The organism is Stenotrophomonas maltophilia (assembly GCF_013464915.1).
GTDB lineage: Bacteria > Pseudomonadota > Gammaproteobacteria > Xanthomonadales > Xanthomonadaceae > Stenotrophomonas > Stenotrophomonas maltophilia_AT.
Genome location: NZ_RAVT01000048.1, coordinates 1 through 22,389, shown reverse-complemented (window position 1 = coordinate 22,389; position 22,389 = coordinate 1). Strand labels below are relative to the sequence as shown.

The 22,389-nt window shown below is 66.9% G+C and carries 20 protein-coding genes; 11 read left to right on the top strand and 9 right to left on the bottom strand.

Annotated features, from left to right (window positions below; genetic code table 11):
- Positions 1–51 precede the first annotated feature (51 nt).
- Both D7T59_RS16300 and D7T59_RS16295 read left to right on the top strand, forming a co-directional pair.
- The gene (locus D7T59_RS16300) at positions 52–405 is read left to right on the top strand and encodes a DMT family protein (RefSeq protein WP_106550131.1); all 354 of its coding nucleotides are present in this window, start codon (positions 52–54) and stop codon (positions 403–405) included.
- Positions 406–407: 2 nt separating this feature from the next.
- On the top strand, positions 408–893 hold the full coding sequence (locus D7T59_RS16295; protein ID WP_180852874.1) for a hypothetical protein: 486 nt from the start codon (positions 408–410) through the stop codon (positions 891–893).
- Between the two features lie 105 nt (positions 894–998).
- On the opposite strand, the gene D7T59_RS16290 is transcribed toward D7T59_RS16295, so the two are convergent.
- The 5 genes from D7T59_RS16290 to D7T59_RS16270 form a co-directional block, all read right to left on the bottom strand.
- Entirely contained in the window at positions 999–1,934 is a 936-nt protein-coding gene (locus tag D7T59_RS16290; protein WP_180852873.1) for a DUF6607 family protein, read from the bottom strand.
- A gap of 73 nt (positions 1,935–2,007) precedes the next feature.
- On the bottom strand, positions 2,008–2,607 hold the full coding sequence (locus D7T59_RS16285; RefSeq protein ID WP_180852872.1) for a ChuX/HutX family heme-like substrate-binding protein: 600 nt from the start codon (positions 2,605–2,607) through the stop codon (positions 2,008–2,010).
- A gap of 4 nt (positions 2,608–2,611) precedes the next feature.
- The gene (locus D7T59_RS16280) at positions 2,612–4,804 is read right to left on the bottom strand and encodes a TonB-dependent hemoglobin/transferrin/lactoferrin family receptor (protein ID WP_407070875.1); all 2,193 of its coding nucleotides are present in this window, start codon (positions 4,802–4,804) and stop codon (positions 2,612–2,614) included.
- 153 nt (positions 4,805–4,957) lie between these two features.
- Complete coding sequence (hemP, locus tag D7T59_RS16275; protein ID WP_005412278.1) at positions 4,958–5,152, bottom strand: hemin uptake protein HemP; 195 nt, start codon at positions 5,150–5,152, stop codon at positions 4,958–4,960.
- Between the two features lie 357 nt (positions 5,153–5,509).
- Positions 5,510–6,481, bottom strand: a complete 972-nt coding sequence (locus tag D7T59_RS16270) for an aldo/keto reductase (protein WP_180852871.1) — start codon at positions 6,479–6,481, stop codon at positions 5,510–5,512.
- A gap of 193 nt (positions 6,482–6,674) precedes the next feature.
- Between D7T59_RS16270 and D7T59_RS16265 the strand changes: the two genes are divergently transcribed.
- Together D7T59_RS16265 and D7T59_RS16260 are read left to right on the top strand one after the other, a co-directional pair.
- Positions 6,675–7,973 (top strand): NupC/NupG family nucleoside CNT transporter, encoded by a 1,299-nt coding sequence (locus D7T59_RS16265; protein WP_180852870.1) that lies wholly within the window; start codon positions 6,675–6,677, stop codon positions 7,971–7,973.
- A 25-nt stretch (positions 7,974–7,998) separates the two neighbouring features.
- Positions 7,999–8,964: a ribokinase gene (locus D7T59_RS16260; protein ID WP_164138788.1), complete on the top strand. Its 966-nt coding sequence runs from the start codon at positions 7,999–8,001 to the stop codon at positions 8,962–8,964.
- A 90-nt stretch (positions 8,965–9,054) separates the two neighbouring features.
- On the opposite strand, the gene D7T59_RS16255 is transcribed toward D7T59_RS16260, so the two are convergent.
- On the bottom strand, positions 9,055–10,275 hold the full coding sequence (locus tag D7T59_RS16255; protein ID WP_164138790.1) for an MFS transporter: 1,221 nt from the start codon (positions 10,273–10,275) through the stop codon (positions 9,055–9,057).
- A gap of 91 nt (positions 10,276–10,366) precedes the next feature.
- On the opposite strand from D7T59_RS16255, the gene D7T59_RS16250 reads away from it, so the two are divergent.
- From D7T59_RS16250 to D7T59_RS16230, 5 genes are all read left to right on the top strand, one after another.
- The gene (locus tag D7T59_RS16250; RefSeq protein WP_164138791.1) at positions 10,367–11,284 is read left to right on the top strand and encodes a LysR family transcriptional regulator; all 918 of its coding nucleotides are present in this window, start codon (positions 10,367–10,369) and stop codon (positions 11,282–11,284) included.
- Between the two features lie 178 nt (positions 11,285–11,462).
- Positions 11,463–12,458 carry a tRNA dihydrouridine synthase DusB gene (gene dusB, locus D7T59_RS16245; RefSeq protein WP_180852879.1) on the top strand — a complete coding sequence of 332 codons (996 nt, stop codon included), beginning with the start codon at positions 11,463–11,465 and terminating at the stop codon, positions 12,456–12,458.
- A 60-nt stretch (positions 12,459–12,518) separates the two neighbouring features.
- Positions 12,519–13,346 (top strand): class I SAM-dependent methyltransferase, encoded by an 828-nt coding sequence (locus D7T59_RS16240; RefSeq protein WP_099553661.1) that lies wholly within the window; start codon positions 12,519–12,521, stop codon positions 13,344–13,346.
- Positions 13,347–13,509: 163 nt separating this feature from the next.
- Positions 13,510–15,336, top strand: coding sequence for a DUF3292 domain-containing protein (locus D7T59_RS16235; RefSeq protein ID WP_258013150.1), 1,827 nt, complete (start codon positions 13,510–13,512; stop codon positions 15,334–15,336).
- The gene (locus tag D7T59_RS16230) at positions 15,333–16,343 is read left to right on the top strand and encodes a glycosyltransferase family 2 protein (protein ID WP_180852868.1); all 1,011 of its coding nucleotides are present in this window, start codon (positions 15,333–15,335) and stop codon (positions 16,341–16,343) included. The genes D7T59_RS16235 and D7T59_RS16230 overlap by 4 nt, the downstream gene beginning before the upstream one ends.
- 50 nt (positions 16,344–16,393) lie before the next feature.
- Here D7T59_RS16230 and D7T59_RS16225 read toward each other — a convergent pair whose 3' ends face one another.
- From D7T59_RS16225 to olsF, 3 genes are all read right to left on the bottom strand, one after another.
- Positions 16,394–17,452, bottom strand: coding sequence for a metal-dependent hydrolase (locus D7T59_RS16225; RefSeq protein WP_164138796.1), 1,059 nt, complete (start codon positions 17,450–17,452; stop codon positions 16,394–16,396).
- 150 nt (positions 17,453–17,602) lie between these two features.
- A complete protein-coding gene (locus D7T59_RS16220; RefSeq protein WP_164138798.1) occupies positions 17,603–18,403 on the bottom strand; it encodes a UDP-2,3-diacylglucosamine diphosphatase in 801 nt (266 codons plus the stop codon).
- The gene (gene olsF, locus D7T59_RS16215) at positions 18,400–20,115 is read right to left on the bottom strand and encodes a bifunctional ornithine lipid synthase OlsF (RefSeq protein ID WP_180852867.1); all 1,716 of its coding nucleotides are present in this window, start codon (positions 20,113–20,115) and stop codon (positions 18,400–18,402) included. The genes D7T59_RS16220 and olsF overlap by 4 nt, the downstream gene beginning before the upstream one ends.
- 326 nt (positions 20,116–20,441) lie before the next feature.
- On the opposite strand from olsF, the gene metK reads away from it, so the two are divergent.
- Complete coding sequence (metK, locus tag D7T59_RS16210) at positions 20,442–21,653, top strand: methionine adenosyltransferase (RefSeq protein WP_010481882.1); 1,212 nt, start codon at positions 20,442–20,444, stop codon at positions 21,651–21,653.
- 187 nt (positions 21,654–21,840) lie between these two features.
- Positions 21,841–22,347, top strand: coding sequence for an acyl-CoA thioesterase (locus D7T59_RS16205; RefSeq protein WP_099553699.1), 507 nt, complete (start codon positions 21,841–21,843; stop codon positions 22,345–22,347).
- Positions 22,348–22,389 lie beyond the last annotated feature (42 nt).

Here is a 22,389-nt window from a genome sequence, read left to right as displayed (position 1 = left end):
TCGAGGGGCGCCAGCGCTATGCTGCGCGCCCCACCCCACGAGATCGCCCGGATGCCCGGCACGTCGTTCGCCGCCTACCTGTACCCGGTACTGCTGCTGCTCGGCAGCAACATCTTCATGACCTTCGCCTGGTACGGCCACCTGAAGTACAAGAGTGCGCCGCTGATGACGGTGATCCTGGTCAGCTGGGGCATCGCCTTCTTCGAGTACTGCCTGCAGGTGCCGGGCAACCGGCTGGGCAGTGCGGTGTATTCGGCGCCGCAGCTGAAGGGCATGCAGGAAGTGATCACGCTGCTGGTGTTCGCGGTGTTCTCCGCGTTCTACCTGGGCCAGCCGCTGAAGTGGAACCACTACGCCGCGTTCGGGTTGATCGTGGCGGCTGCGTTTCTGATGTTCAAGGAATAGCAATGAGACACGGCTTCTGCCTGCGCGTCCTTCTCGTCGGCGTGCCGCTGCTGGTGGCGATGCTGCCCGCGCATGCCCGGGCTTCGCTTGGCCATGTTCCGGACCCGGTGCAGGCCTTCGTGCTGGAAACGGTGCTGGCCGATGAGATGCGCGCCTTCCATGAGGGCCGCCAGACCTATCTGCTTCCGGCCAATGCAGCGCACACGCGTGGCGATGCCGAGGTGCTGGCCGACCTGCGCGCGGAGTTCGACCGGTTCTACCGGGGGCAACCCAGGCCGAGAAAGGAAGTGGCGCACATGGCGGTCCTGGTCGCACAGACTGCGCTGCTGCTGCCCGACCCGAATGCGTGCAGCGTCGATCGCGTGCGCTGCAACGAAGCCATCATGGGCGTCCGCACCCGCGATGACGAGGCGAGCCTGCAGGCCACCCTGCGTGCTTTCCAGGACGCAGGGCTGGACCTGACCACGCTGGGTGGACCGGCGTCCTGAGCGCAGTGCATCCACGCATGGCGTGGATCTACTGCTTCCCGGTAGATCCACGCCATGCGTGGATGCGGTGCCGGGCAAACCCGGCACCCACCGGAGCCGTGGCAATCAACCTTCCTTCGGCGCCTTTTCCACGTACTTGGCGAACACGTCGTCAATCTGCTTGTCCTTCACCTTCTTGCCGGACTGGATCTCTTCGGCCTGGGTGAACAGCGGGATGATCATCGCCATGCCATCAAGCTTGGTCTTCAGGTGCACGCCCGGGGCCTGGCCGAGGAAGCCGTCCCAGCGCTGGCGCACCTTGGCCCAGTAACCGGCGGTGGCCTTCCAGTAGTCGCGCGCCGGGGTGAAGTCGATCTCGGTGGTCTTCACATAGTCGTTGAAGCCGAACTCACGTGCGATCTCCACCTGGCTGCCGTCGGCATTGCGCTGCACCTTGGTGTTGAACTGCTCGTGGGTCCAGCCGTTCGGGGTCAGGGTGTGGCGGTTGACCACAGCCAACGCGTTGTAGTCGCTGCGCTTGGTGTACTCACGACGCGGCAGCGGGCGCCAGCTCAGGTCGCTGGTCCAGCTCGGCACGTTGTTGGTGTAGGTCCAGGTGCCGGTGCCGCAGTAGCGCGGCGCATCGCTCACCTCGTACACGCACTGGGTCCAGGCGCCCTGGTTCACCGCGGCCGGGATGCTGCGCACCTGCCAGGTCTGGTCGGCACTGAACTCGAAGCGGTTCGGGGCCTCGTAGACCCAGTCCTGGCGCCAGTGCTTGGTGATGTGGCCGCTCTTCTCGTCCAGCAGCAGGTGCTGCAGCACGATGCGCTTGGGGGTGTCCTCGACCACGATGACCACTTCGCTGCCGCCGCTGCGCATCGCCGGCGCGCGCTCGTAGCCCGGCTTCAGCAGCACGGTTTCGTCGAAGGCGAAATCCACGGTGTACTCGCCCTGCATGGCCAGGATGCTGTCGTGGTCGCGGGCGATGTCGGAGGGCTGCGCGCTGGCCACGCCGCTGGCGGCGAGCAACAGCAGGACGCTGGCTGTCTGGAGTTTCATCGGGGTCTTCCTTCGGGGTTGCAGGTTCGTTGAGAGGCCATCCATGGCCGTCGGGCGTTCCATCAGAAAAAGTTCAGAGGCGGATCAGCGGCAGGTCGCCGGGCATCCTTGGTGCCGGCCGGCGCGCGGCGTCGGCACAGCAGCAGTCGTCGATGGCCAGCTCGCCCTCGGCGCCTTCCAGGCGGGCGATGCGGCGTGCGGTGGCCGCGCCCAGCGACGACAGCGTCGACAGGCTGGCCGCCAGGGTGCGGCCATCATCGGCGGCATGCAGGCGCAGCGCGCACAGGCGCCAACGCTGGCCGCCGAGATGACCGGCCAGGCGCCGCCAAAGGCGTTCGCCGACACTGCCGTCGCTGTCGTGCTGCGGGCCCGGCGGCAGCGCGGCCACCAACCGGTCCCAGGCCAGGAAATCGCTGTCCGGCAGCAGGTACAGGCGCCACACGCAGCGGCCACGGCCATCAAGGAAGCACAGGCTTTCGCGCAGGCCCTCGCTGTCCACGCCCTGGCAGGCATGCACGCGCACCGCCTGGCGCCAGCCGCCAAGCTCGTTGCCGTCGGCGTGGTAGAGACACAACACGGTGCCAAGCGTGGCCAGCTGTGCCGGGGTCGGCCATGCCGCGCGGTGTGGCGCGGCGATGGAGTCATTCCTGCGTGCGGACAATGCTCGGCTCATGAGGTCACCAGGAAACGGCAAGGCTGGCGGAGAAGGTACGGCCCGGGCTGGTGTAGCGATCCAGCACGCGGCTGGTCGGCGACAGCGTCGAACCCACGTTGGACCAATCGATGTAGCGTTTGTCGCCCAGGTTGAACACGCCTACGTTGAAGGTCGCACCGGGGGCGAAGTTCCAATGTGCCATCAGGTCGGCCACGCCATAGCCGGCCGGGCGGTACACCGTGGCCGAGGCGACGCGGTCCTTGCGCTTGACGAAGGTGCCGGCCAGTTCGACACCCCAGGCATCGGTGTCGTACATCAGGCCGACGGTGCCGCGCAGCGGGTCCACCGAATCCAGCGGGGTGTCCTCGGTCTTGTTGTCGCCGCGCGACCAGGCCACGGAACTGCGCAGTGCCCAGCCCTGCAGGGTCGGGCTGATCTGGCCGAAGTCGACGCCGGCCTTCAGTTCAGCGCCGTAGATGCGGGCGTCGGCGATGTTGCGCGACTGGAACACCATCAGGCCCTGCGCGTTGGTACCCACCAGCGACTGCGACTCGATGAAGTCCTTGTACTCGTTGTAGTAGCCGCTGACGCTGACGTAGGCAGCCGGCGACAGGAAGCGCAGGCCCAGTTCCATGCCATCACTGGTTTCCGGCTTCAGGTCCGGATTGGGAATGGCGGTGTAGCCGAAGGCGAAGTTGGTGAAGCCGAGATTGACGTCGTTGTACGGCGGCGAGCGGAAGCCGTGCGAGTAACCGGCAAACAGCGACCATTCGTCGGTGAAGCGATAGACCATGCCGAGCTTGGGCGAGACGCTGGTCTTGGTCAGCTTCGCCACCGGCACGCCGGGGTTGTCGTCGGCGAAGATGCTGTCCACTTCCGGCTTCAGCTCGTAGCGGTCCACGCGCACGCCCGGCACCAGCGACAGCTTGCCGCCGGCCATGCGCATTTCATCCTGTGCGTACAGGCCCAGCTCGGTGGTCTTGCTGATCGGGAAATCGCGTACCGGGAACGCATCGGGCAGGATGGTGGTGCTGGTCTGGCCGTTGGCCAGTACCTGGAAACCATCGCGCTTCTGGCGGATCTCGGTGCGTGCACCCTCGAAGCCATAGGTCAGCGCGTGCTCGACGCTGCCGGTGCTGAAGGCCTTGTTGAACTGCGCCTGCAGGCCATACACGCGCTGGTCGAAATTGAACTCGCGGTGGCGGCGGCTGCGGTTGGCACGGTCCTCATCGGTGATCTGGGTGGTTTCGCTGTGCTGGGTATACAGCTGCCAGTGCAGGCTGTCGGCGAAGCCCTTGTCCAGCGCATCCATTTCATGCGCGAACGACACGCGGGTGCGATTCTGCTTGTCGCGCGCCTTCATGCCGGTGGTGGTGGTACGGTCGATCGAAGACAGCACGTCGGTCTCGGTCTTGTCTTCGTTGCCTTCCACGGTCAGGCGGAAGCGCTGGTCCTCGCTCGGTGCATAGACCAGCTTGGCCAGGCCGCTGCGACCGTCGCGGTCCTGCGGGTTGGGGGCGGTGCGGGTGTTGTCGTTGCTGCGCACGTCACCCTTGTTGTCGGTTTCCTGGCCCTGGCGATGGTTGATGTTGACCATGCCGCTCCAGTGTTCGCCGCCGAACGCCGTGGTGACACCACCGAGCAGGCCCTTCCATTCACCGTCGTAGCCGAACTTCAGGCCGACGTAGCTGTCCTTGCCATCCTTCAGGTAATCGGCCGGATCCTTGGTGACGAAGGCGACCACGCCGCCCAGCGCATCGGAACCATACAGCGAGCTGGCCGGGCCGCGCACGATCTCCACGCGCTTGAGCGTGTCCAGATCGGTGAAGTTGCGGTTGGCGTTGGAGAACGAACCGATGTTGAAGCTGGTCGGCATCGCGATGCCATCGGTCTGCACCCGCACGCGGTTGCCGTCCAGGCCACGGATGCGGATGCTGCCCAGGCCGAAGCGCGCGGCGCTGCGGCTGACCGACAGGCCCGGCTCGTAGCGCAGCAGGTCCTTGATGTCCTGCACCAGGTGCCGGTCCATCTGCTCGCGGTCGATCACGTCGACCGTAGCGGCGACGTCGCTGACCGCACGTTCGGTGCGCGTGGCGGTGACCTGCACGCGATCAAATTCGCGCGCATCGGGCGCGGCGCTGGCGGCGGTTGCAGCGTGGGCGGACAGCGGCAGCGCCATCCAGACAGCAAGGCAAAGGGCGGTATGGCGGGTCATCGGGTTCGTTCGGTCAGGCAGGGGAACCCCCGGTTACCGGCACACCCGGAAGGTGCACGCGGTAGACCGAGGGGGAGAGAGCGGGAGCGGACGGGTCGCCCACCCTGTCGGCGCAGCCGGCAGGAGGGAGGGAGGCGGGCGACCAGACCGCGATTACTTGGTCAGGATCAGCTTGTCGTTGCTGGTGTGCCGCAGGCGATAGAAGCGGTCGCCATGCTGGATCAGGATTTCACGACGGCCCTTGAGCAGGGCTTCGCTGTCGATGACCTCTTCCGGCGGAACGACGCGGACCGGACGATCGCGGAGGGTCAGCGTTTCGGGGCGCAGCAGTACAGGTTGAGCATTCATGAGCATCTGGACTCGTGCGAGGGACGAGTTAAATGATAATGATTCTCAGTTGACAATCAACAACCATTCTCAATTTGATTGATGAGATTAATGATCGAATTCTTAAATTCGATAGATTTTGTCAATTGAACGACGACTCAGATTTGTAGAGTCGACTGTCAGTCGACTGCTGTTGCTCGAAGCAATCGGTTATTCGAAGCAGTCGACTATTCGAAGCAGTCGACTAACAGTCGACTCTACCGATCCCGATCCCGATCCCGATCCCGAGTTCGATCCCGATCCCGAGTTCGATCCCGATCCCGACCCCTCGCCCGAGCTGGCCCGACCGAGGCCCCGAGGCCCGGTCGGCCCTGGGGTTCAGCCGAAGACAGCCTCGACCTCGGCCCAGCTGGCGGCATCGACCTGCTCCAGCACCTCCAGCGCCTGCAGGTTCTGCAGCAGCTGGCTGACCCGGCTGGCGCCGAGGATCACGCTGGAGACATTCGGGTTGCGCAGGCACCAGGCGATGGCCAGCGTGGCCGGGGCCTGGCCCAGCGCGCGTGCGACTTCGCTGAAGCGGCGTACCTGGCCCAGGCGGGCCTCGGCGTCGGCACCCAGCACCAGGTCCTGCAGCCATTCCATGCCTTCCCGGCCCAGCCGCGCATCGGCCGGAATGCCCTGATCGTACTTGCCGGTCAGCAGGCCCGAGGCCAGCGGCGAGAAGATGGTGGTGCCCAGCCCGGCGCGGGCGTACAGCGGTGCGTACTCGACCTCCACCCGCTGGCGGTGCAGCAGGTTGTACTGCGGCTGCTCCATCGACGGGCCCTGCAGGTTGTGCCCTTCGGCGAAATCCAGCGCCTGCTGGATCTGTACCGCCGACCACTCCGAAGTGCCCCAGTAGAGGATCTTGCCCTGCCGCACCAGGGTATCCATGGCGTGCACGGTCTCGGCGATCGGCGCGTCCGGATCCGGGCGGTGGCAGTAATAAAGGTCCAGGTAATCCACCCGCAGGCGCTTGAGCGCAGCATGGCAGGCGTCGGTCACATGCTTGCGCGACAGGCCGCGCTGGGTCGGCAGTGGGTCCTTGGCACTGCCGAAGAACACCTTGCTGGACACGCAGAAGCCATCGCGGGGCAGGCGCAGGTCGCTGATCACGTCACCCATCACCTGTTCGGCGCGGCCGTTGGCGTAGCCCTCGGCGTTGTCGAAGAAGTTGACGCCATGATCCCAGGCGGCGGCCACCAGGTTGCGGGCCTCATCGCGCGGGATCTGGTCACCGAAGGTCACCCAGGCGCCGAAGGAAAGGGCGGAAATCGGCAGGCCGGTGGAGCCCAGGCGACGGTATTGCATGCGAATCTCCTGCTGCGGGCCCGCATCCGGGCCGGGATCGATCCCCATTCTACCTGCCGCCACCGGCCGCAAGCCCTTGCCGTTGCTGGCCTGATCGGTACCGATGGGTGCGCGCACGCTGCTTTTCCTTGCCCCGGCCCCGGCCCTGCACTAGGCTTCCCGTTTTTCGCGACGCCCCAGGGGAGTCACTCACATGGTCGAAGGTTTGGGCAGGATCGGCTTCGGCCTGTTCGGGTTGGCGGTGCTGATCGGCATCACCTGGTTGTTTTCCAATAACAAGCGTGCGGTTGACTGGAAGCTGGTTGCCACCGGTATCACCCTGCAGATCGCCTTCGCGGCGCTGGTGATCCTGGTGCCGGGCGGGCGCGACGTGTTCGACGCGCTGGGCCACGGCTTCGTCAAGGTGCTGAGCTTCGTCAACGAGGGTTCGGGCTTCATCTTCGGCTCGTTGATGGACACCAAGAACTACGGCTTCATCTTCGCCTTCCAGGTGCTGCCGACCATCATCTTCTTCTCGGCGCTGATGGGCGTGATGTACCACCTGAACATCATGCAGGCGATCGTGCGCGTGATGGCGTGGGCGATCACCAAGGTGATGCGTGTGTCCGGTGCGGAAACCACCAGTGTCTGCGCCAGCGTCTTCATCGGCCAGACCGAGGCGCCGCTGACCGTGCGCCCGTACATCGCCAGGATGACCCAGTCCGAGCTGCTGACCATGATGATCGGCGGCATGGCGCACATCGCCGGCGGCGTGCTGGCCGCCTACGTGGGCATGCTCGGCGGCGGCGACCCGGCGCAGCAGGCCTTCTACGCCAAGCACCTGCTGGCGGCGAGCATCATGGCTGCGCCGGCCACCCTGGTCGTGGCCAAGCTGCTGATTCCGGAAACCGGCACCCCGCTCACCCGCGGCACGGTGAAGATGGAAGTGGAGAAGACCTCCAGCAACATCATCGACGCGGCCGCCGCCGGCGCCGGTGACGGCCTGAAGCTGGCGCTGAACATCGGCGCGATGCTGCTGGCCTTCATCGCCCTGATCGCGCTGCTGAACGCCCCGCTGACCTGGATCGGTGAAGTGACCGGCCTGGCCGCGCAGATCGGCAAGCCGACCAACCTGTCGACCATCTTCGGTTACGTGCTGGCCCCGATCGCCTGGGTGATCGGCACCCCGTGGGCCGATGCCACCACCGTCGGTTCGCTGATCGGCCAGAAGGTCGTGATCAACGAGTTCGTGGCCTACACCGAGCTGTCGCAGATCGTGAACGGCCAGATCGCCGGCGTGACCCTGTCCGACGAAGGCCGCCTGATCGCGACCTACGCCCTGTGCGGCTTCGCCAACTTCAGCTCGATCGCCATCCAGATCGGCGGCATCGGCGGCCTGGCCCCGGAACGTCGCCACGACCTGGCCAAGTTCGGCCTGCGCGCGGTGCTGGGCGGTACCATTGCCACCTTCATGACGGCGACCATCGCCGGCGTGCTGACGCACTTCAGTTGAACCCTTGGTTGAGAAAAGATTCCCTATGAGCAGCAGTGTCGTTGTCGTCGGTTCCTTCAATGTCGATCACGTGTGGCGGTGTGAATCGCTGCCGGCACCGGGTGCGACCATTGCCGGCCGCTACAGCACCGGCCCGGGTGGCAAGGGCTTCAACCAGGCCGTGGCCGCCTGCCGTGCCGGCGCCGAGACGCACTTCGTGTGCGCGCTGGGCGATGACGCAGGCGGCACCACCGCGCGCGAACTGGCTGCGCAGGATGGTTTCGGCCTGATCGCCGAAGCCAGCAGCGAGCCGACCGGCACCGCCGGCATCTATGTGGACGCGCGCGGCCGCAACACCATCGTGATCGGCCCGGGCGCCAACGCCGCGCTCAGCACCGACTTCCTGCAGCAGCAGCAGGCGCTGCTGGCCGGCGCCAAGGTGGTGCTGGTGCAGCTGGAATCGCCGGTGCAGACCATTGAAGCGGCGCTGGCCACGGCGCGCGAAGCCGGCGTCACCACGGTGCTCAACACCGCGCCGGCCGACGCCCCCTCGACCATCGGCCTGCTCAAGCTGGCCGATGTGATCACCCCGAACGAGACCGAGTTCGCCGCCCTGCTCGGCCGCCATGTCGGCGAGCGCGTGGATGCCAACGACGTCGCCGCGCTGGATGGCGCCAGCCTGCATGCACTGTGCCGCAAGCTGGTCGGCAACGGCACCGTGGTGGTGACGCTGGGTTCGGTGGGTGTGTTCGTCTCGCATGCCGACGAGAACCTGCGCGGCGATACCCAGCCGTACTACCGCGTGGGTGCCGAGCAGGTACAGGCCATCGACACCACCGGTGCCGGTGACGCCTTCAACGGTGCGCTGGCCGCGTCGCTGGCGCAGGTGGCCGACGCCCCGTTCGCCCGCCACGTGCGCTTCGCCAACCAGTTCGCCGGCCGTTCGACCGAGAAGGAAGGCGCCGCTGCGGCGATGCCGCGCTTCACCCCGGCTGATTCCGAAGCAAAGTAAATCCACGCTTCGCGCGGATGATGTAGATCCACGCCATGCGTGGATGAAGAAGCCCGGGTGTGCAGACACCCGGGCTTTTTCGTTTGCCTTTCAATGGGGTAGATCCACGCCACGCGTGGATGAACGAGACCGGGCAAGCCATCGCAGCAACAGGCCTGCGGCAATCGCCAGCAACGCGACGGCCGCGCCCACCGCGCCCAGCGATGCCAGGCCGAAGCGTTCGATGGCCCCACCCCCCAGCAGCGCGCCCAGGCCGATGCCGGCATTGGCCGCCGAGACGTTCAAGGTTCCGGCCAGCGCCTGGGCCTGCGGCGCTGCACGCATCACCCGCACTTGGCACAACGGAAACAGCGCGGTATGGGCCACGCCCCATGCCGCCAGCGCGATGAGCGCGAATGCTCCCTGCCCGGCCAGCCCGACGCTGCCCAGCATGCCCAGCGCCAATACTCCGCAGAACGCCAACGTCGCACCTAGCGGCGCGCGATCCACCCAGCGGCCACCCACCGCGTTGCCGATCAATCCAACCGCACCGAAGCCCATCAGCCACCACCCCACCTGTGCGGCAGGAACCCCCAGCAGTCGTTCCAGTACATCGGCAAGATAGGTATAGGCAGCGAACATCGCGGTGAACACCAGCACCGACAACAGCACATTGCCCTGCAGCCAGGGCTGGCGCAGCACGCGTGCCTGCTCGCCCAGCGCGCGCCGCGGCCCGGCAACGGTATCGGGCATCCACAACGCCAGTGCAGCGGCCATCAGCAGTGACAACGCCGCCAGCAACCAGAAGCTGCCGCGCCAACCGATGGCATCGGCGGCCAGCGTGCCCAGCGGGATCCCGAACAGCATCGCGGCGGTGATGCCCAGATAGACCCGTGCCACCGCACGCCCCCCCTGCCCCGCAGGTGCCAGCTGTGCAGCGGTCTCGCTGGCCGTGCCCCAGAACACCGGCAGCGCCAGCGCCGGCAGCACCCGCGCCAGCACCAGCAGCCATGGCTGCGTGGACATCGCGGCCAGCGCGTTGGAGCCGGCGAACAGCAGCAGGATGGCCACGAACAGGCGGCGCCGGTCGACGTGTGCGAGCAGCGCAGTCAACGGTGGCCCGGCCAGCATCACGGTGAACGCGAACAAAGTGACCAGTTGCCCGGCAGGGGCAATGCCCAGGCCCAGGTCGCGGGCCAGTGCCGGCAGCAGGCCGACGATCAGGAACTCGGTGGTAACGATGACGAAAGCGGACACCGCCAGCAGGGCGGCCGAAAGCTGTCGGCGCACATTGGCGTGGCCGGCGGCCACGGGAGCATCGGGGGAGGACATGGAGAAGCACCAGAACAGGAGCCTCCAGCCTATTTATTCCCGTAGTTCCGATTACTGCTATTTTCTCCATCCATTCAAGACAGAATTTCCCATGCTTCCCACCGAGCGCCTGCGCGGCATCGAGGCCTTCGTCGCCACCGCCGATGCCGGCAGCTTCACCGCTGCCGCCGAGCGCCTGCATGTAACCAGTTCGGCGGTCGGCAAGACCATCGCACGGCTCGAGGCACGGCTGGGAGCCAGATTGTTCGAACGCAGCACCCGGCGCTTGCGCCTAACCGAAGCCGGCGAAGGTTTCCATCGCACCTGCGTGCGGGTGCTGGCCGAACTGGCTGATGCCGAATCAGTGCTGGCCGCACATGGCGGTGCGCCCGTGGGGCGCCTGCGCGTGGATGCGCCGGCCACCTTCGGGCGCCTGAAAGTCTGGCCGTTGTTGTTGCAGCTGGCCGATGCGTTCCCGCACCTGCGGCCGCAGGTGACTTTCAGCGACCGCTTCATCGACCTGGCCGAGGACGGCATCGATCTGGCCGTGCGCATCGGTGGCCCCGAGCCGCTGCCAGCGACCCTGGGCAGCCGCCTGCTCGGCTACGAGCGCCTGTGCTTCTGTGCGTCGCCGGCCTATCTGGAACAGCACGGCCGGCCCCGTTCGAGCTCCGACCTGGCCGACCACGACGGCGTGATGTTCGGCCGCGCCGACGGCAGCATCGGGCCGTGGCAGGTGGCGGACGCCGGGAATCGCAGCGCATGGCTGCAGGCCCGCGCACGCCTGGTGGTCGGCAGTGCCGAAGCGCAGGTGGCCGCGGTCGAGGCCGGCTTTGGCATTGCCCAGCTGGCCACCTGGCTGGTCGATGACGCGCTGGCACGCGGCAGCCTGGTCTCGATCCTGCCGGCGCTGGACGGCCGCGGCCTGCCCCTGCGCCTGTTGTGGCCGCAGGGCCGGCAGCTGTTGCCGCGCGTGGATGTGGCATTGGAACGACTGGCGGCGGGATTGGACGTCGATCCAGCACGCTGACCCGCGACGCCACCGATCCGGCCACATCCAGCCGCCCACCATCGCCCGCTCCTGGGGGCGACGGAAGCAACCGTCAAGCATCTGCTGATGCCGGTACGGCATGAGGTCGGTGCCGATCGGCCTGAACCCGGGCCGCGCCGACACGACCATGCCGCTGCCCGCGCCCTACAATGGGCACATGCAGATCGGCCCGTACACCATTGCCCCCAACGTCGTGCTGGCGCCCATGGCCGGCGTCACCGACAAGCCCTTCCGCCTGCTGTGCAAACGGCTGGGCGCGGGCCTGGCCGCCTCGGAAATGACCATCAGCGACCCGCGCTTCTGGAACACGCGCAAGTCGATCCACCGCATGGACCATGACGGCGAGCCGGCACCGATCAGCGTGCAGATCGCCGGTACCGAACCGCAGCAGCTGGCCGAGGCCGCGCGCTACAACGTCGATCACGGCGCGCAGATCATCGACATCAACATGGGCTGCCCGGCCAAGAAGGTGTGCAACGCCTGGGCGGGTTCGGCGCTGATGCGCGACGAGCAGCTGGTGGCACGCATCCTCGAAGCCGTGGTCAACGCGGTGGACGTGCCGGTCACGCTGAAGATCCGCACCGGCTGGGACTGCGACCATCGCAATGGCCCGCTGATCGCGCGCATCGCCGAGGACAGCGGCATCGCGGCGCTGGCGGTACATGGCCGCACCCGCGACCAGCACTACACCGGCCAGGCCGAGTACGGCACCATCGGCGAGATCAAGGCCGCCCTGCGCATTCCGGTCATCGCCAACGGCGATATCGATTCGCCGCAGAAGGCTGCCTACGTTTTGAAGGAAACCGGCGTGGACGCGGTGATGATCGGGCGTTCCGCACAGGGCCGGCCATGGATCTTCCGCGAAGTGGCGCATTACCTGGCCACCGGCGAGGAACTGCCACCGCCGTCACTGGCGGAAGTACGCGACATCCTGCTTGGCCACCTGCACGCACTGCATGCGTTCTACGGCGAGCCGCAGGGGGTGCGCATCGCGCGCAAGCACCTGGGCTGGTATGCCAAGGACCGGCCAGAGAACGCCGCTTTCCGCGCAGTGGTCAACCGTGCCGAAGATCCGCAGAGCCAGATCGCACTGACCACCGAGTACTTCGACCGCCTGATCGCCGGGGAACCGGTGCTGTCTTCGGCGGCCTGAGCCGCCCGCCCCGCGTTTCCGAACAGTCGAGCCAGCTCGACGCTACAAGAGCCCGCCGTCATGACCCCGCCGATCTCCTCCCCGACCTACCTGCACGGGTTCTCCGGCACCGAGCAGCAGCGCCTGATGACCCAGGCGCGCCTGCTGGAATCGAGCATCTTCGGCCAGATCGACTACAGCGGCGCGCGGCGCCTGCTGGAAGTCGGCAGCGGCGTGGGTGCGCAGACCGAGATCCTGCTGCGCCGCTTCCCGGAACTGCACGTGACCGGCGTGGACCTGAGCGAGACCCAGCTGGAAACCGCGCGCGGGAACCTGTCGCGCACACCCTGGTGCAGCGACCGCTACACCCTGCAACAGGCTGATGCCGGCGAACTGCCCTTCGAAGCGCGCAGCTTCGATTCAGCGTTCCTGTGCTGGGTGCTGGAACACGTCCCGTCACCGGCACGCGTGTTGAGTGAAGTGCGCCGCGTGCTGGCCCCGGGGTCGCCGGTCTACATCACCGAGGTGATGAACGCCTCGTTCCTGCTCGACCCGTATTCGCCGCATATCTGGCGCTACTGGATGGCCTTCAACGATTTCCAGTACGACCATGGTGGCGACCCGTTCGTCGGCGCAAAGCTGGGCAACCTGCTGCTGGCCGGCGGCTTCCGCGACGTGCACACCGAGATCAAGACCATCCACCTGGACAACCGTGAACCGGCGCGTCGCAAGACGATGATCGCGTTCTGGGAACAGCTGCTGCTGTCGGCGGCCGACCAGCTGCTGCAGGCCGGCAGCGTCGATGAAGAAACCGTGGAAGGCATGCGCCGCGAATTCCGGCTGGTGCAGAACGATCCGAACGCGGTGTTCTTCTATTCGTTCGTGCAGGGCCGCGCCACGGTGTATTGAGGCCTGGCCTCACCCCAGGGCGGCCAGCGGCTGCGATGGCAACCGGCTAGAATCCCGCAGTCCCGGCCTCGGAACGGCGCGTGCCGGGGCCTCCCCCGTGCGGCAGCAGAGCATCGGTGCGTGAGCCTGTCGCGCACGGATGGACCTGACCTGCGGGAGCATGATGAACGAAAACCGCCGAACGCCTTTCCCTGCCCAGAGCCCGGGCCTGACGGGCGGGCTTCGCCCTGGCCAGGTTCGCCTGCTTGCAGGGATCATCGCGCTGCTGTGCATCCTGTATGTCGCGCTCGCACTGACGCCTTCTTCCTACTCGCTGGCCTACGAGTACCTTGGCCTGACCCCGCAGCAGCCGCTGCTCGGTACCGCCCGCTACATCCGCACCGACGAATGGATGGTGTTCACGCCGTACATCCAGATCGCGGTCAACAACGACTTCGGGCAGGTCAATGCGCACTCCGCGTACCACGAGTCACTGCGCACCTTCCAGGCGCTGCCGCTGCTGGACTGGGGACTGCTGTTCAAGCCGTACCACTGGGCGTTCTTCATGCTGCCTGCAGCGAATGCCTACTCGTTCTTCTTCATGTTCATGGCCATGGCCTTCCTCGGCGGCTGGGCCCTGCTCCTTCGCCAGCTGCGATTGCCGGCACTGGCAGCGGTGCTGCTGTCGACCACGTTGTTCTTCGCGCCCTTCGTGCAGGTCTGGTGGACCAGCAACGCCGGTGCCTTCGCGCTGGCGCCCTGGGCTGCGGTGGCATGGCTGGGCATCAGCCATCGCGCGCTGCGCATCGTGGCCAGCGCCTATGCGCTGGCGGCATGGCTGATCGCGGTGTCCTACCCGCCTTTCATCATTTCCTCGGCGTTGGCCCTGGCGGTGCTGGTGCTGGCGGTCCGGCGCGATGCCATCACCGCGGTACGTCTGGTCGATGCCGCCATCGCCGGCGCGATCGCATTGACGGTGTTCGTCGGCTACTTCCACGACATCATCCCGATCGTGCGCAACACGGTGTACCCCGGCCAGCGCCAGAGCGCCGGTGGCGGTGTGGGCCTGACCAGCCTGCTTGCACACCTCTTCCCGAACCTGATGACCTACCGGTTCGCACCGCTGCCAATGTTCAAGGCATCCAACGATTGCGAAATCGCGGTGCTGGGCAGCCTGCTGCCGCTGTTTACTCTGGTGCTGGCCGATGGCGCACGGCTGCGCGAATGGGCGAAAAGCCACCGCAGCTCCCTGCTGATCCTGGCCGCCGGCCTGCTGTTCATCGCCTGCTGGATCTTCCTGCCTGTGCCTGCCGTGGTTGGCAAGCTGACCACCTTGTCGATGGTGCCCCCCGCGCGCGCACTGCTGGCCTTCGGCCTGTTGCTCAACATCGCCTGCGCGATGATCCTGGTGCACTGCGGCGTGCGCCTGCAGCGCTGGCGCCTGCTGCTTCTGGCGGTGCTGCTGATGGTCGGCAGCCTGGCCAAGTTCCTGTTCGGTGAAGGCCAGTTCAGCCGCCTGCACAGCGCTGCCGATGCCGTTCCCTACCTGTGCCTGGCGGGGCTGGCCGTTGCTGCACGCCGTCCAAAGCTGTCGGCGCATGCCGCCACCCTGGTCCTGGCTACCGCCGCCCTGTCCAATCTACTGGGCAATGGCTTGTTCAACCCTGTGCAGCCCGCCGGCCCGATCTTCGCGATGGACCGCGCTGCCGTCCTGCACTCCCTGCAGGCCCGCGGCTCAGCCACCACGACCGAAGGCGTGCTGGTGGCTCCCGGCGGGTTCGGGGGCCTCCTGCCGGGTGTTGGCATTCCCGCCGTGAACCATGTGCTGTACCTGCCACAGATGGATTACTTCCGCCGGTACTTCCCGTCGATGTCCGACGACGACTTCAATTTCACCTTCAACCGCTACCACCACATCACCGTAGCGCCTGACGGCGACGCGCCACGGGTGCTGCAGGGGGATCTGGTGGAACTGCCTGCAAAACCCCTGCTGGCCACTCCAGCCCGATGAATCCGATGACCACCACCTCGCCCTCCGCATCCATGCCAGCACGGATCGCCGTGATCATCCCCTGCTACAAAGTGACCCGCCACGTGCTGTCCGTGCTGGCGGCGATCGATGATGCGGTAACGGCGATCTACTGCGTGGATGATGCGTGCCCCGACGGCAGCGGCCGCCTGATCCAGGCCGAAGCCAACGACCCGCGCATCACCGTGCTGTTCCATCAGCACAACCGCGGCGTCGGCGGCGCGATCAAGACCGGGTACCGCGCGGCCATCGCCGATGGCATGGACATTCTGGTCAAGGTCGATGGCGATGGGCAGATGGACCCGGCACTGCTGATGGACTTCGTCGCGCCGATTGCCGACGGCCATGCCGACTACACCAAGGGCAACCGATTCTGGAACCTGACCCACATCCGCCGCATGCCCCCGGTGCGGCGCCTGGGCAACCTGCTGCTGTCGTTCATGACCAAGGCTTCGTCCGGGTACTGGCAGGTGTTCGATCCGACCAACGGCTACACCGCCATCCATGCCAGGGTCGCCAGCCACCTGAAGCTCGAGGCGGTCAGCGACCGCTATTTCTTCGAGACCGACATGCTGTTCCGACTGAACACCGTGCGCGCGGTCGTGCAGGATGTGGCAATGGATGCCCACTACGGCGACGAAACCAGCAACCTGCGCATCGGTCGCATCCTGGGTGAGTTCACCTTCAAGCACCTGCGCAACACGCTCAAGCGCATTGCCTACAACTATTTCCTGCGCGACCTCAGCATCGCGTCGCTGGAGCTGGTCGCCGGCAGCAGCCTGCTTGCCTTCGGGGGGCTGTTCGGCCTGTACCACTGGGTGCGGTCGGCCCAGGCCGATGTCGCCACGCCGGTGGGTACCATCATGATCGCGATGGTCGCGCTGATCTCCGGGCTGCAGTTCCTGCTGGCGTTCGTTGGCTTTGACATCGCCAACGTGCCGCGCCAGGTGCTGAACCGTTCGATCAAGCTCAACCGCCAGCCGCAGTAGAGCCACGCCATGCGTGGCTGTTGTTCGCCCCATCCCCGCATGGCGGGGATCTACGGGTGTGCAGCTCCCGGCGCGGCGGCGGCTGGCTCGTGCCAGATGCGTTGCCACATCGCGGCCAGCCGGCGCCCGGCGTCGGCGCGTGCCGCCGGGCTGCTGTAGTCCACGCGCAGCTGTTCGGGCACGATCGGCCGCCACTGCCCGTCCACCTGTTCGGCCACGGCGAAGTTGAAGGTGTAATCCGGTTCCAGCCCCATGCGCAGATCACTCAGCACCAGGCGCCCGTCAACGACCTGCGCACGCATGAAGCCGCGGTTGAACCACTGCAGGCGCTGCACCGCCGGAATCGCCTGCGCCTCGCGCAGTGCCTGCACGTTGGAGGGATGGCCTTCGAACTGCATCGGCCCATGATCGGCGACCAGCGAGCGGTCTCCGACCACGTAGCCATTGGGCGTCATCGCCACTACCCGCCATAGCAGCGTATTGAACGGCATCGGCACCGAGAAGCGCGGTGCGTCGGCCAGGCCCATCGCGGCCAGGCTCTGCTGCGCGGCGCGGTCGACCTGTGCCTTGGCTACCAGGCCCCAGCCCAGGTAGCCACTGCTGAGCAGCAGCGCGACGCCCAGCACCTTGCCCGCCCACGGCCGGGCACGACCGAACCAGGCCAGCACGCAGCCCAGCAGCAGCCATGCCGTGTATGCAGGATCGATGATGAAGACGCTGGAGCCCATGGTTGGATGTGGCCGCAGCGGCCACCACAACTGGGTGCCGTAGACGGTGAACGCATCCAGCACCGGGTGGGTCACCAGCGCCAGCTGGATCGCCCAGAACCAGCGTAGCGGTGACTGCGCGACCCGGCCATTTCCAAAGCGCTTGAACAACCACCAGATCAGCGCCGCGACCCAGGGCAGCACCAGCAACGAGTGGCTGAAGCTGCGGTGCTCGACCATGTTCGCCACCGGGTCGGTGGCGGTGAAGCCGAGCCACAGCGCGTCGAGGTCCGGCAGGGTGCCGAGCGCGGCACCGGCAAGCAGGGCCGCACGGCGATGGCCGGGCGGAGCAATGGCAGCGGCGACGGCGCCACCGAGTACGATCTGGGTCAGGGAATCCATTGGCCGATGCTAGCGGCTTGCGGGCGTGCCGTCTCACTCCCGGACACCGCTTCTGTAGAGTCGACTGTTAGTCGACTGCTCTTCCATCAGGCTGCGGACACCGCGCGCTACGCGCGATAGTCGACTAACAGTCGACTCTACGGAAACGGGTTACGCCGCCTGCGACATGCGCGCGCCCGGCAGCTCCACCAGGGTCTGGCCATTGTGGTCGAGCAGGCGCAGCGCGCCGTCGTGATCCTCGACCAGCGCGGTCAGGCTTTCCACCCAGTCACCATCGTTCGCATAGACCAGGCCGTCACGCTCCACCAGCGCGGCGCGGTGGATATGGCCACAGACGATGCCATCCAGGCCACGCCGGCGCACGTCATCCAGCCCGGCCTGCACGAAGCGCTCGATATAGCGCTCGGCCGCACCGCTGCGCTTCTTCAGGAACTCCGACAGCGACCAGTAGCGCATGCCGAGCTGGCGCCGCACTGCATTCAGCGCCTGGTTGCCGGTCAGGATGCGGTAGTACAGCCAGTCGCCGAACTTTTCCTGCAGGCCACCGAAGTGGGTCACGCCGTCGTACTCGTCACCGTGCGCGACCAGCAGGCGACGGCCGTCGGCGGTCACGTGGATGGCGCGGCGGCGCACCTGCATCGCCGGCAGCATCAGCCCGCACACGTGGCGCAGCGAGGCGTCATGGTTGCCGGGGATGTAGATGATCTCGGTGCCTGCACGGCGCAGCGCGTGCAGGGCCTGGATCACTTCGCTGTGCGACTGCCGCCAGTTGGCACGGCGATGGGCCATCCACCACAGGTCGATGATGTCGCCCACCAGGTACAGCCGTTCACAGCGCAGCTGCGAGAGAAACCGTGCCAGTTCGGTGGCATGGCAGTGACGTGACCCCAGGTGTACGTCGGAGACGAACACTGCGCGCCGGTGTGGCGACAGGTTCGCCAGCGTGCTCATGCCGGCGTCCCCGCGTCACGCAGGTAGCGTTTGCGTTTGTTCGGCCGGATCGCGCACAGGTCCACTTCGATCAGGCCGTCGATCGAATCGCTGAAATCCGGATCCACGCCGAAAGCGAGGAAGCGCGCGCCCCCCGGTTCGCACAGGTCGGTGTACTGGCGGTACAGCGTGGGCACGCCGGTACCGAGAGCAGCCAGGTTGGCTTTCAACACATCGAACGCGGCACCGGCATCCAGCTCACCGAAACTCGGTGGCGCGGCGAAGTACTGGAACGGGCGGTTCGATTCGGCCAGGCCAACGGTACCGCCGTAGTAGCGCTGGTAGTACGCCACCAGCTGCTCGCGCGCATCGCGCGGCAGCGCCGCACTGATCGACACCGCGCCGAACAGGTAGCGGATGCCCGGCCGGCACTGCAGGTAGGCGCCGATGCCCTGCCACAGGTAGTCCAGGCTGCGGCTGCCCCAGTAATCGGGCACCACGAAGCTGCGGCCCAGTTCCAGGCCTTCGGCGATGTGGGTGATCGCATCGTCGGAATAGCGGAACAACGATGCGCTGTAGAGCCCGGACAGGCCGTGCCGGGCCAGCGCCTGCGCACCGCGCATGATGCGGTAGGCGCCGGCGATGCGCTGTGCGGCCGCGTCCCAGATCACGATGTGCTCGTACTGCGGGTCGTAGTCGTCCAGGTCGCGGCTGCGACCGGTGCCCTCGCCCACCTGGCGGAAGGTCAGTTCGCGCAGCCGGCCCAGTTCCAGCAGCAGCGGTGAATCGGCGCTGCAGGTGGCCAGCAGGATCTGCTTGCCGTCGGCGGTCTGGCCCAGCTGGGTGGCTGCAGCAATGCCAGCGGCAACCTGCGAAGGTGGCACCGGGGACGCCAGCGGCTCGGGGCCTGCAACGACAGCGGCACCGCCCGCCGCGCCATTGCGGCCCAGCGCATACAGCGCGCGGCGCACGGCCAACAGCTGCGCACCGGGATCGCCGCCCGTGCCCAGCTGCATCGGCTCACCGATGCTCAGGCGCAACGGGCGGCCACGACGGGTGAACATCTCGCGCGCCAGCAGCGCAGTACCGGCCGGCTTGAACAGGGTCGAGGCGCCATAGAACAGCGCCGAGTTGCGCGCCTCCACCCGCACCGGCAGCACCGGCGCACCGGCGGCGCGGGCAAAGCGCACGAACCCCCGCTGCCAGCGGCCATCGCGGATGCCACGCAGCGACAGCCGAGAGACCTCGCCGGCCGGGAACACGATCACGCACTGCTCGGCGGCCAGCGCCTCCTCCACGGCGTGCAGGCTGCCACGCTGGGCCTTGCCGCCGAGGATGCGTACCGGCAGCAGCAGGTCCTGCAGCGGCGCGATGGCCCCCAGCAGGTCGTTGGCCACGATCCGCACATCGCGGCGGATGCGGCCGACCGCGTCCAGCAGCGCCAGCGCATCCAGCGCCCCGGACGGATGATTGGCAACAATCAGCAGGCGGCCCGTGGCCGGGATCTTCGCCAGCGCGGCCGGGTCCACCTGGTACTGGCCATCGATGAACTCCAGCCCGGCGGCGACGAAGCCGAATCCGCGCAATCCTGAACTGCGCTGCAGGAAAGCTTCAATCTGGTCCAACCGCGACCAGCGCCCGACGCTGCGCAGCAATGGCCGCGCCAGCTGGCCGCGACGGCCATGGAACCAATCGGGAAAGCGTTGCTGGAGACGCTGTTCAAGTTCCTGCATGGCGGATCCACTCATGCCCGGCGGCCGGATTGGCCGACAGCGTGCGCCCGGCAGGCGGCAGCCAGATGGCGGTTCTGGGGCAGAACGATGACGGTCGACCCGCCCGGAGGGGAGGCCGCAACCGGCCCCACTGGCCACCCGGCCGGTTGTCACGCTGGTGGAACACTGGGCCTCGAGGCTGGGGCACAATCCCGTCAGGACGGCCCCTGCCGGGCCTACGCGGGCTTAACCACCGGCAACCGGTACAGGTTCACAATGCACAGGCGGCGCACCCCGTGTATCATTCGCGCCCATCTTTCCATCCGAATCAAGGGATATTACGCCTGATGTCCAGCTATCTCTTCACCTCCGAGTCGGTCTCCGAAGGCCATCCGGACAAGGTTGCCGACCAGATCTCCGATGCGGTGCTGGACGCGATCCTGACCCAGGACCAGCGCGCCCGCGTGGCCTGCGAGACCATGGTCAAGACCGGTGTTGCCATTGTCGCCGGTGAAATCACCACCAGCGCCTGGATCGACCTGGAAGCCCTGACCCGCAAGGTCATCACGGACATCGGCTACGACAGCTCCGACGTCGGCTTCGACGGCGCCACCTGCGGCGTGCTGAACCTGATCGGCAAGCAGTCGCCGCACATCGCCCAGGGCGTGGACCGCAAGAAGCCGGAAGAAATGGGCGCTGGCGACCAGGGCCTGATGTTCGGCTACGCCACCAACGAGACCGACAGCTACATGCCGGCCGCGATCCACCTCTCGCACCGCCTGGTCGAGCAGCAGGCCAAGATCCGCAAGAAGAAGAACTCGCCGCTGTCCTGGCTGCGCCCGGACGCCAAGAGCCAGGTCACCCTGCGCTATGAAAACGGCGTGGTCTCGGCCATCGACGCCGTGGTGCTGTCGACCCAGCATGCCCCGGGCATCAAGCAGAAGGACCTCATCGAGGCCGTCCGCGAAGAGATCATCAAGCCGGTGCTGCCGGCCAAGTGGCTGCACAAGGGCACCAAGTTCCACATCAACCCGACCGGCAAGTTCGAGATCGGTGGCCCGGTGGGCGACTGCGGCCTGACCGGCCGCAAGATCATCGTCGACACCTACGGCGGCTGGGCCCGTCACGGTGGTGGCGCCTTCTCCGGCAAGGACCCGTCCAAGGTCGACCGCTCGGCTGCCTATGCTGCCCGCTACGTCGCCAAGAACGTGGTTGCCGCCGGCCTGGCCGACCGCTGCGAAGTGCAGGTCTCCTACGCCATCGGCGTGGCTGAGCCGACCTCGATCTCGGTCACCACCTTCGGCACCGGCAAGATCAGCGACGACAAGATCGAGAAGCTGATCCGCAAGCACTTCGACCTGCGCCCGTACGGCATCATCAAGATGCTGGACCTGGTGCACCCGATGTACCAGCAGACCGCGGCCTATGGCCACTTCGGCCGCAAGCCGAAGGAGTTCAGCTACCTCAACGGCGAAGGCGAGACCGTCAACGCCACGGCCTTCTCGTGGGAGAAGACCGACCGCGCCGCCGCCCTGCGCGCCGATGCGAAGCTGAAGTAAAGCCGGCTGGTAGAGCCGACTGGTAGAGCCGACTGTTAGTCGGCTCTCCTGAAAGAAGGGCCGCGCAAGCGGCCCTTCTGCTTTCTGGTAGAGCCGGCCGCDGGCCGGCKTTTTMATGGTTTMCGKAAACCATCGCGTGGTTGCCGGCCMGCGGCCGGCACTACCCGGTAACCGATACAATCGGCGCATGTCGACCGAACTGAAAACCCACCAGCTGTCCATGACCGTGCTGATGTCGCCGGAGATGGCCAATTTCTCCGGCAAGGTCCACGGCGGCGCCGTGCTGCGCCTGCTCGACCAGGTGGCCTACGCCTGTGCCAGTCGCTATGCCGGCAGTTACGTGGTCACCCTGTCGGTGGACCAGGTGATGTTCCGCCAGCCCATCGCGGTGGGCGAACTGGTCACCTTCCTGGCCTCGGTGAACTACACGGGCACCTCGTCGATGGAGATCGGCATCAAGGTGGTGGCCGAGGACATCCTCAAGCGCAGCGTGCGCCACGCCAACAGCTGCTTCTTCACGATGGTGGCGGTGGACGAGGAAGGACGGCCGACGCCGGTGCCGCCGTTGCAGCCGGCCACCTCCGACGAGAAGCGCCGCCAGGCCGCCGCGCAGATCCGCCGCCAGCTGCGCCAGGAAATGGAACAGCGCCACCTGGAACTGCTGGCGTCGAACCCGCCTTCGCCGGAGGAATGAGGTAGTGCCGGGGGGGGGGGGGGGGGCCGGGGGGGGGGGGGG

Excerpts from the sequence above, each read along its gene's own strand:
- D7T59_RS16300 (WP_106550131.1), top strand. The coding sequence starts at position 52 with ATGCCCGGCACGTCGTTCGCCGCCTACCTGTACCCGGTACTGCTGCTG.
- D7T59_RS16295 (WP_180852874.1), top strand. The coding sequence starts at position 408 with ATGAGACACGGCTTCTGCCTGCGCGTCCTTCTCGTCGGCGTGCCGCTG.
- D7T59_RS16290 (WP_180852873.1), bottom strand. The coding sequence starts at position 1,934 with ATGAAACTCCAGACAGCCAGCGTCCTGCTGTTGCTCGCCGCCAGCGGC.
- D7T59_RS16285 (WP_180852872.1), bottom strand. The coding sequence starts at position 2,607 with ATGAGCCGAGCATTGTCCGCACGCAGGAATGACTCCATCGCCGCGCCA.
- D7T59_RS16280 (WP_407070875.1), bottom strand. The coding sequence starts at position 4,804 with ATGACCCGCCATACCGCCCTTTGCCTTGCTGTCTGGATGGCGCTGCCG.
- hemP (WP_005412278.1), bottom strand. The coding sequence starts at position 5,152 with ATGAATGCTCAACCTGTACTGCTGCGCCCCGAAACGCTGACCCTCCGC.
- D7T59_RS16270 (WP_180852871.1), bottom strand. The coding sequence starts at position 6,481 with ATGCAATACCGTCGCCTGGGCTCCACCGGCCTGCCGATTTCCGCCCTT.
- D7T59_RS16265 (WP_180852870.1), top strand. The coding sequence starts at position 6,675 with ATGGTCGAAGGTTTGGGCAGGATCGGCTTCGGCCTGTTCGGGTTGGCG.
- D7T59_RS16260 (WP_164138788.1), top strand. The coding sequence starts at position 7,999 with ATGAGCAGCAGTGTCGTTGTCGTCGGTTCCTTCAATGTCGATCACGTG.
- D7T59_RS16255 (WP_164138790.1), bottom strand. The coding sequence starts at position 10,275 with ATGTCCTCCCCCGATGCTCCCGTGGCCGCCGGCCACGCCAATGTGCGC.
- D7T59_RS16250 (WP_164138791.1), top strand. The coding sequence starts at position 10,367 with ATGCTTCCCACCGAGCGCCTGCGCGGCATCGAGGCCTTCGTCGCCACC.
- dusB (WP_180852879.1), top strand. The coding sequence starts at position 11,463 with ATGCAGATCGGCCCGTACACCATTGCCCCCAACGTCGTGCTGGCGCCC.
- D7T59_RS16240 (WP_099553661.1), top strand. The coding sequence starts at position 12,519 with ATGACCCCGCCGATCTCCTCCCCGACCTACCTGCACGGGTTCTCCGGC.
- D7T59_RS16235 (WP_258013150.1), top strand. The coding sequence starts at position 13,510 with ATGAACGAAAACCGCCGAACGCCTTTCCCTGCCCAGAGCCCGGGCCTG.
- D7T59_RS16230 (WP_180852868.1), top strand. The coding sequence starts at position 15,333 with ATGAATCCGATGACCACCACCTCGCCCTCCGCATCCATGCCAGCACGG.
- D7T59_RS16225 (WP_164138796.1), bottom strand. The coding sequence starts at position 17,452 with ATGGATTCCCTGACCCAGATCGTACTCGGTGGCGCCGTCGCCGCTGCC.
- D7T59_RS16220 (WP_164138798.1), bottom strand. The coding sequence starts at position 18,403 with ATGAGCACGCTGGCGAACCTGTCGCCACACCGGCGCGCAGTGTTCGTC.
- olsF (WP_180852867.1), bottom strand. The coding sequence starts at position 20,115 with ATGCAGGAACTTGAACAGCGTCTCCAGCAACGCTTTCCCGATTGGTTC.
- metK (WP_010481882.1), top strand. The coding sequence starts at position 20,442 with ATGTCCAGCTATCTCTTCACCTCCGAGTCGGTCTCCGAAGGCCATCCG.
- D7T59_RS16205 (WP_099553699.1), top strand. The coding sequence starts at position 21,841 with ATGTCGACCGAACTGAAAACCCACCAGCTGTCCATGACCGTGCTGATG.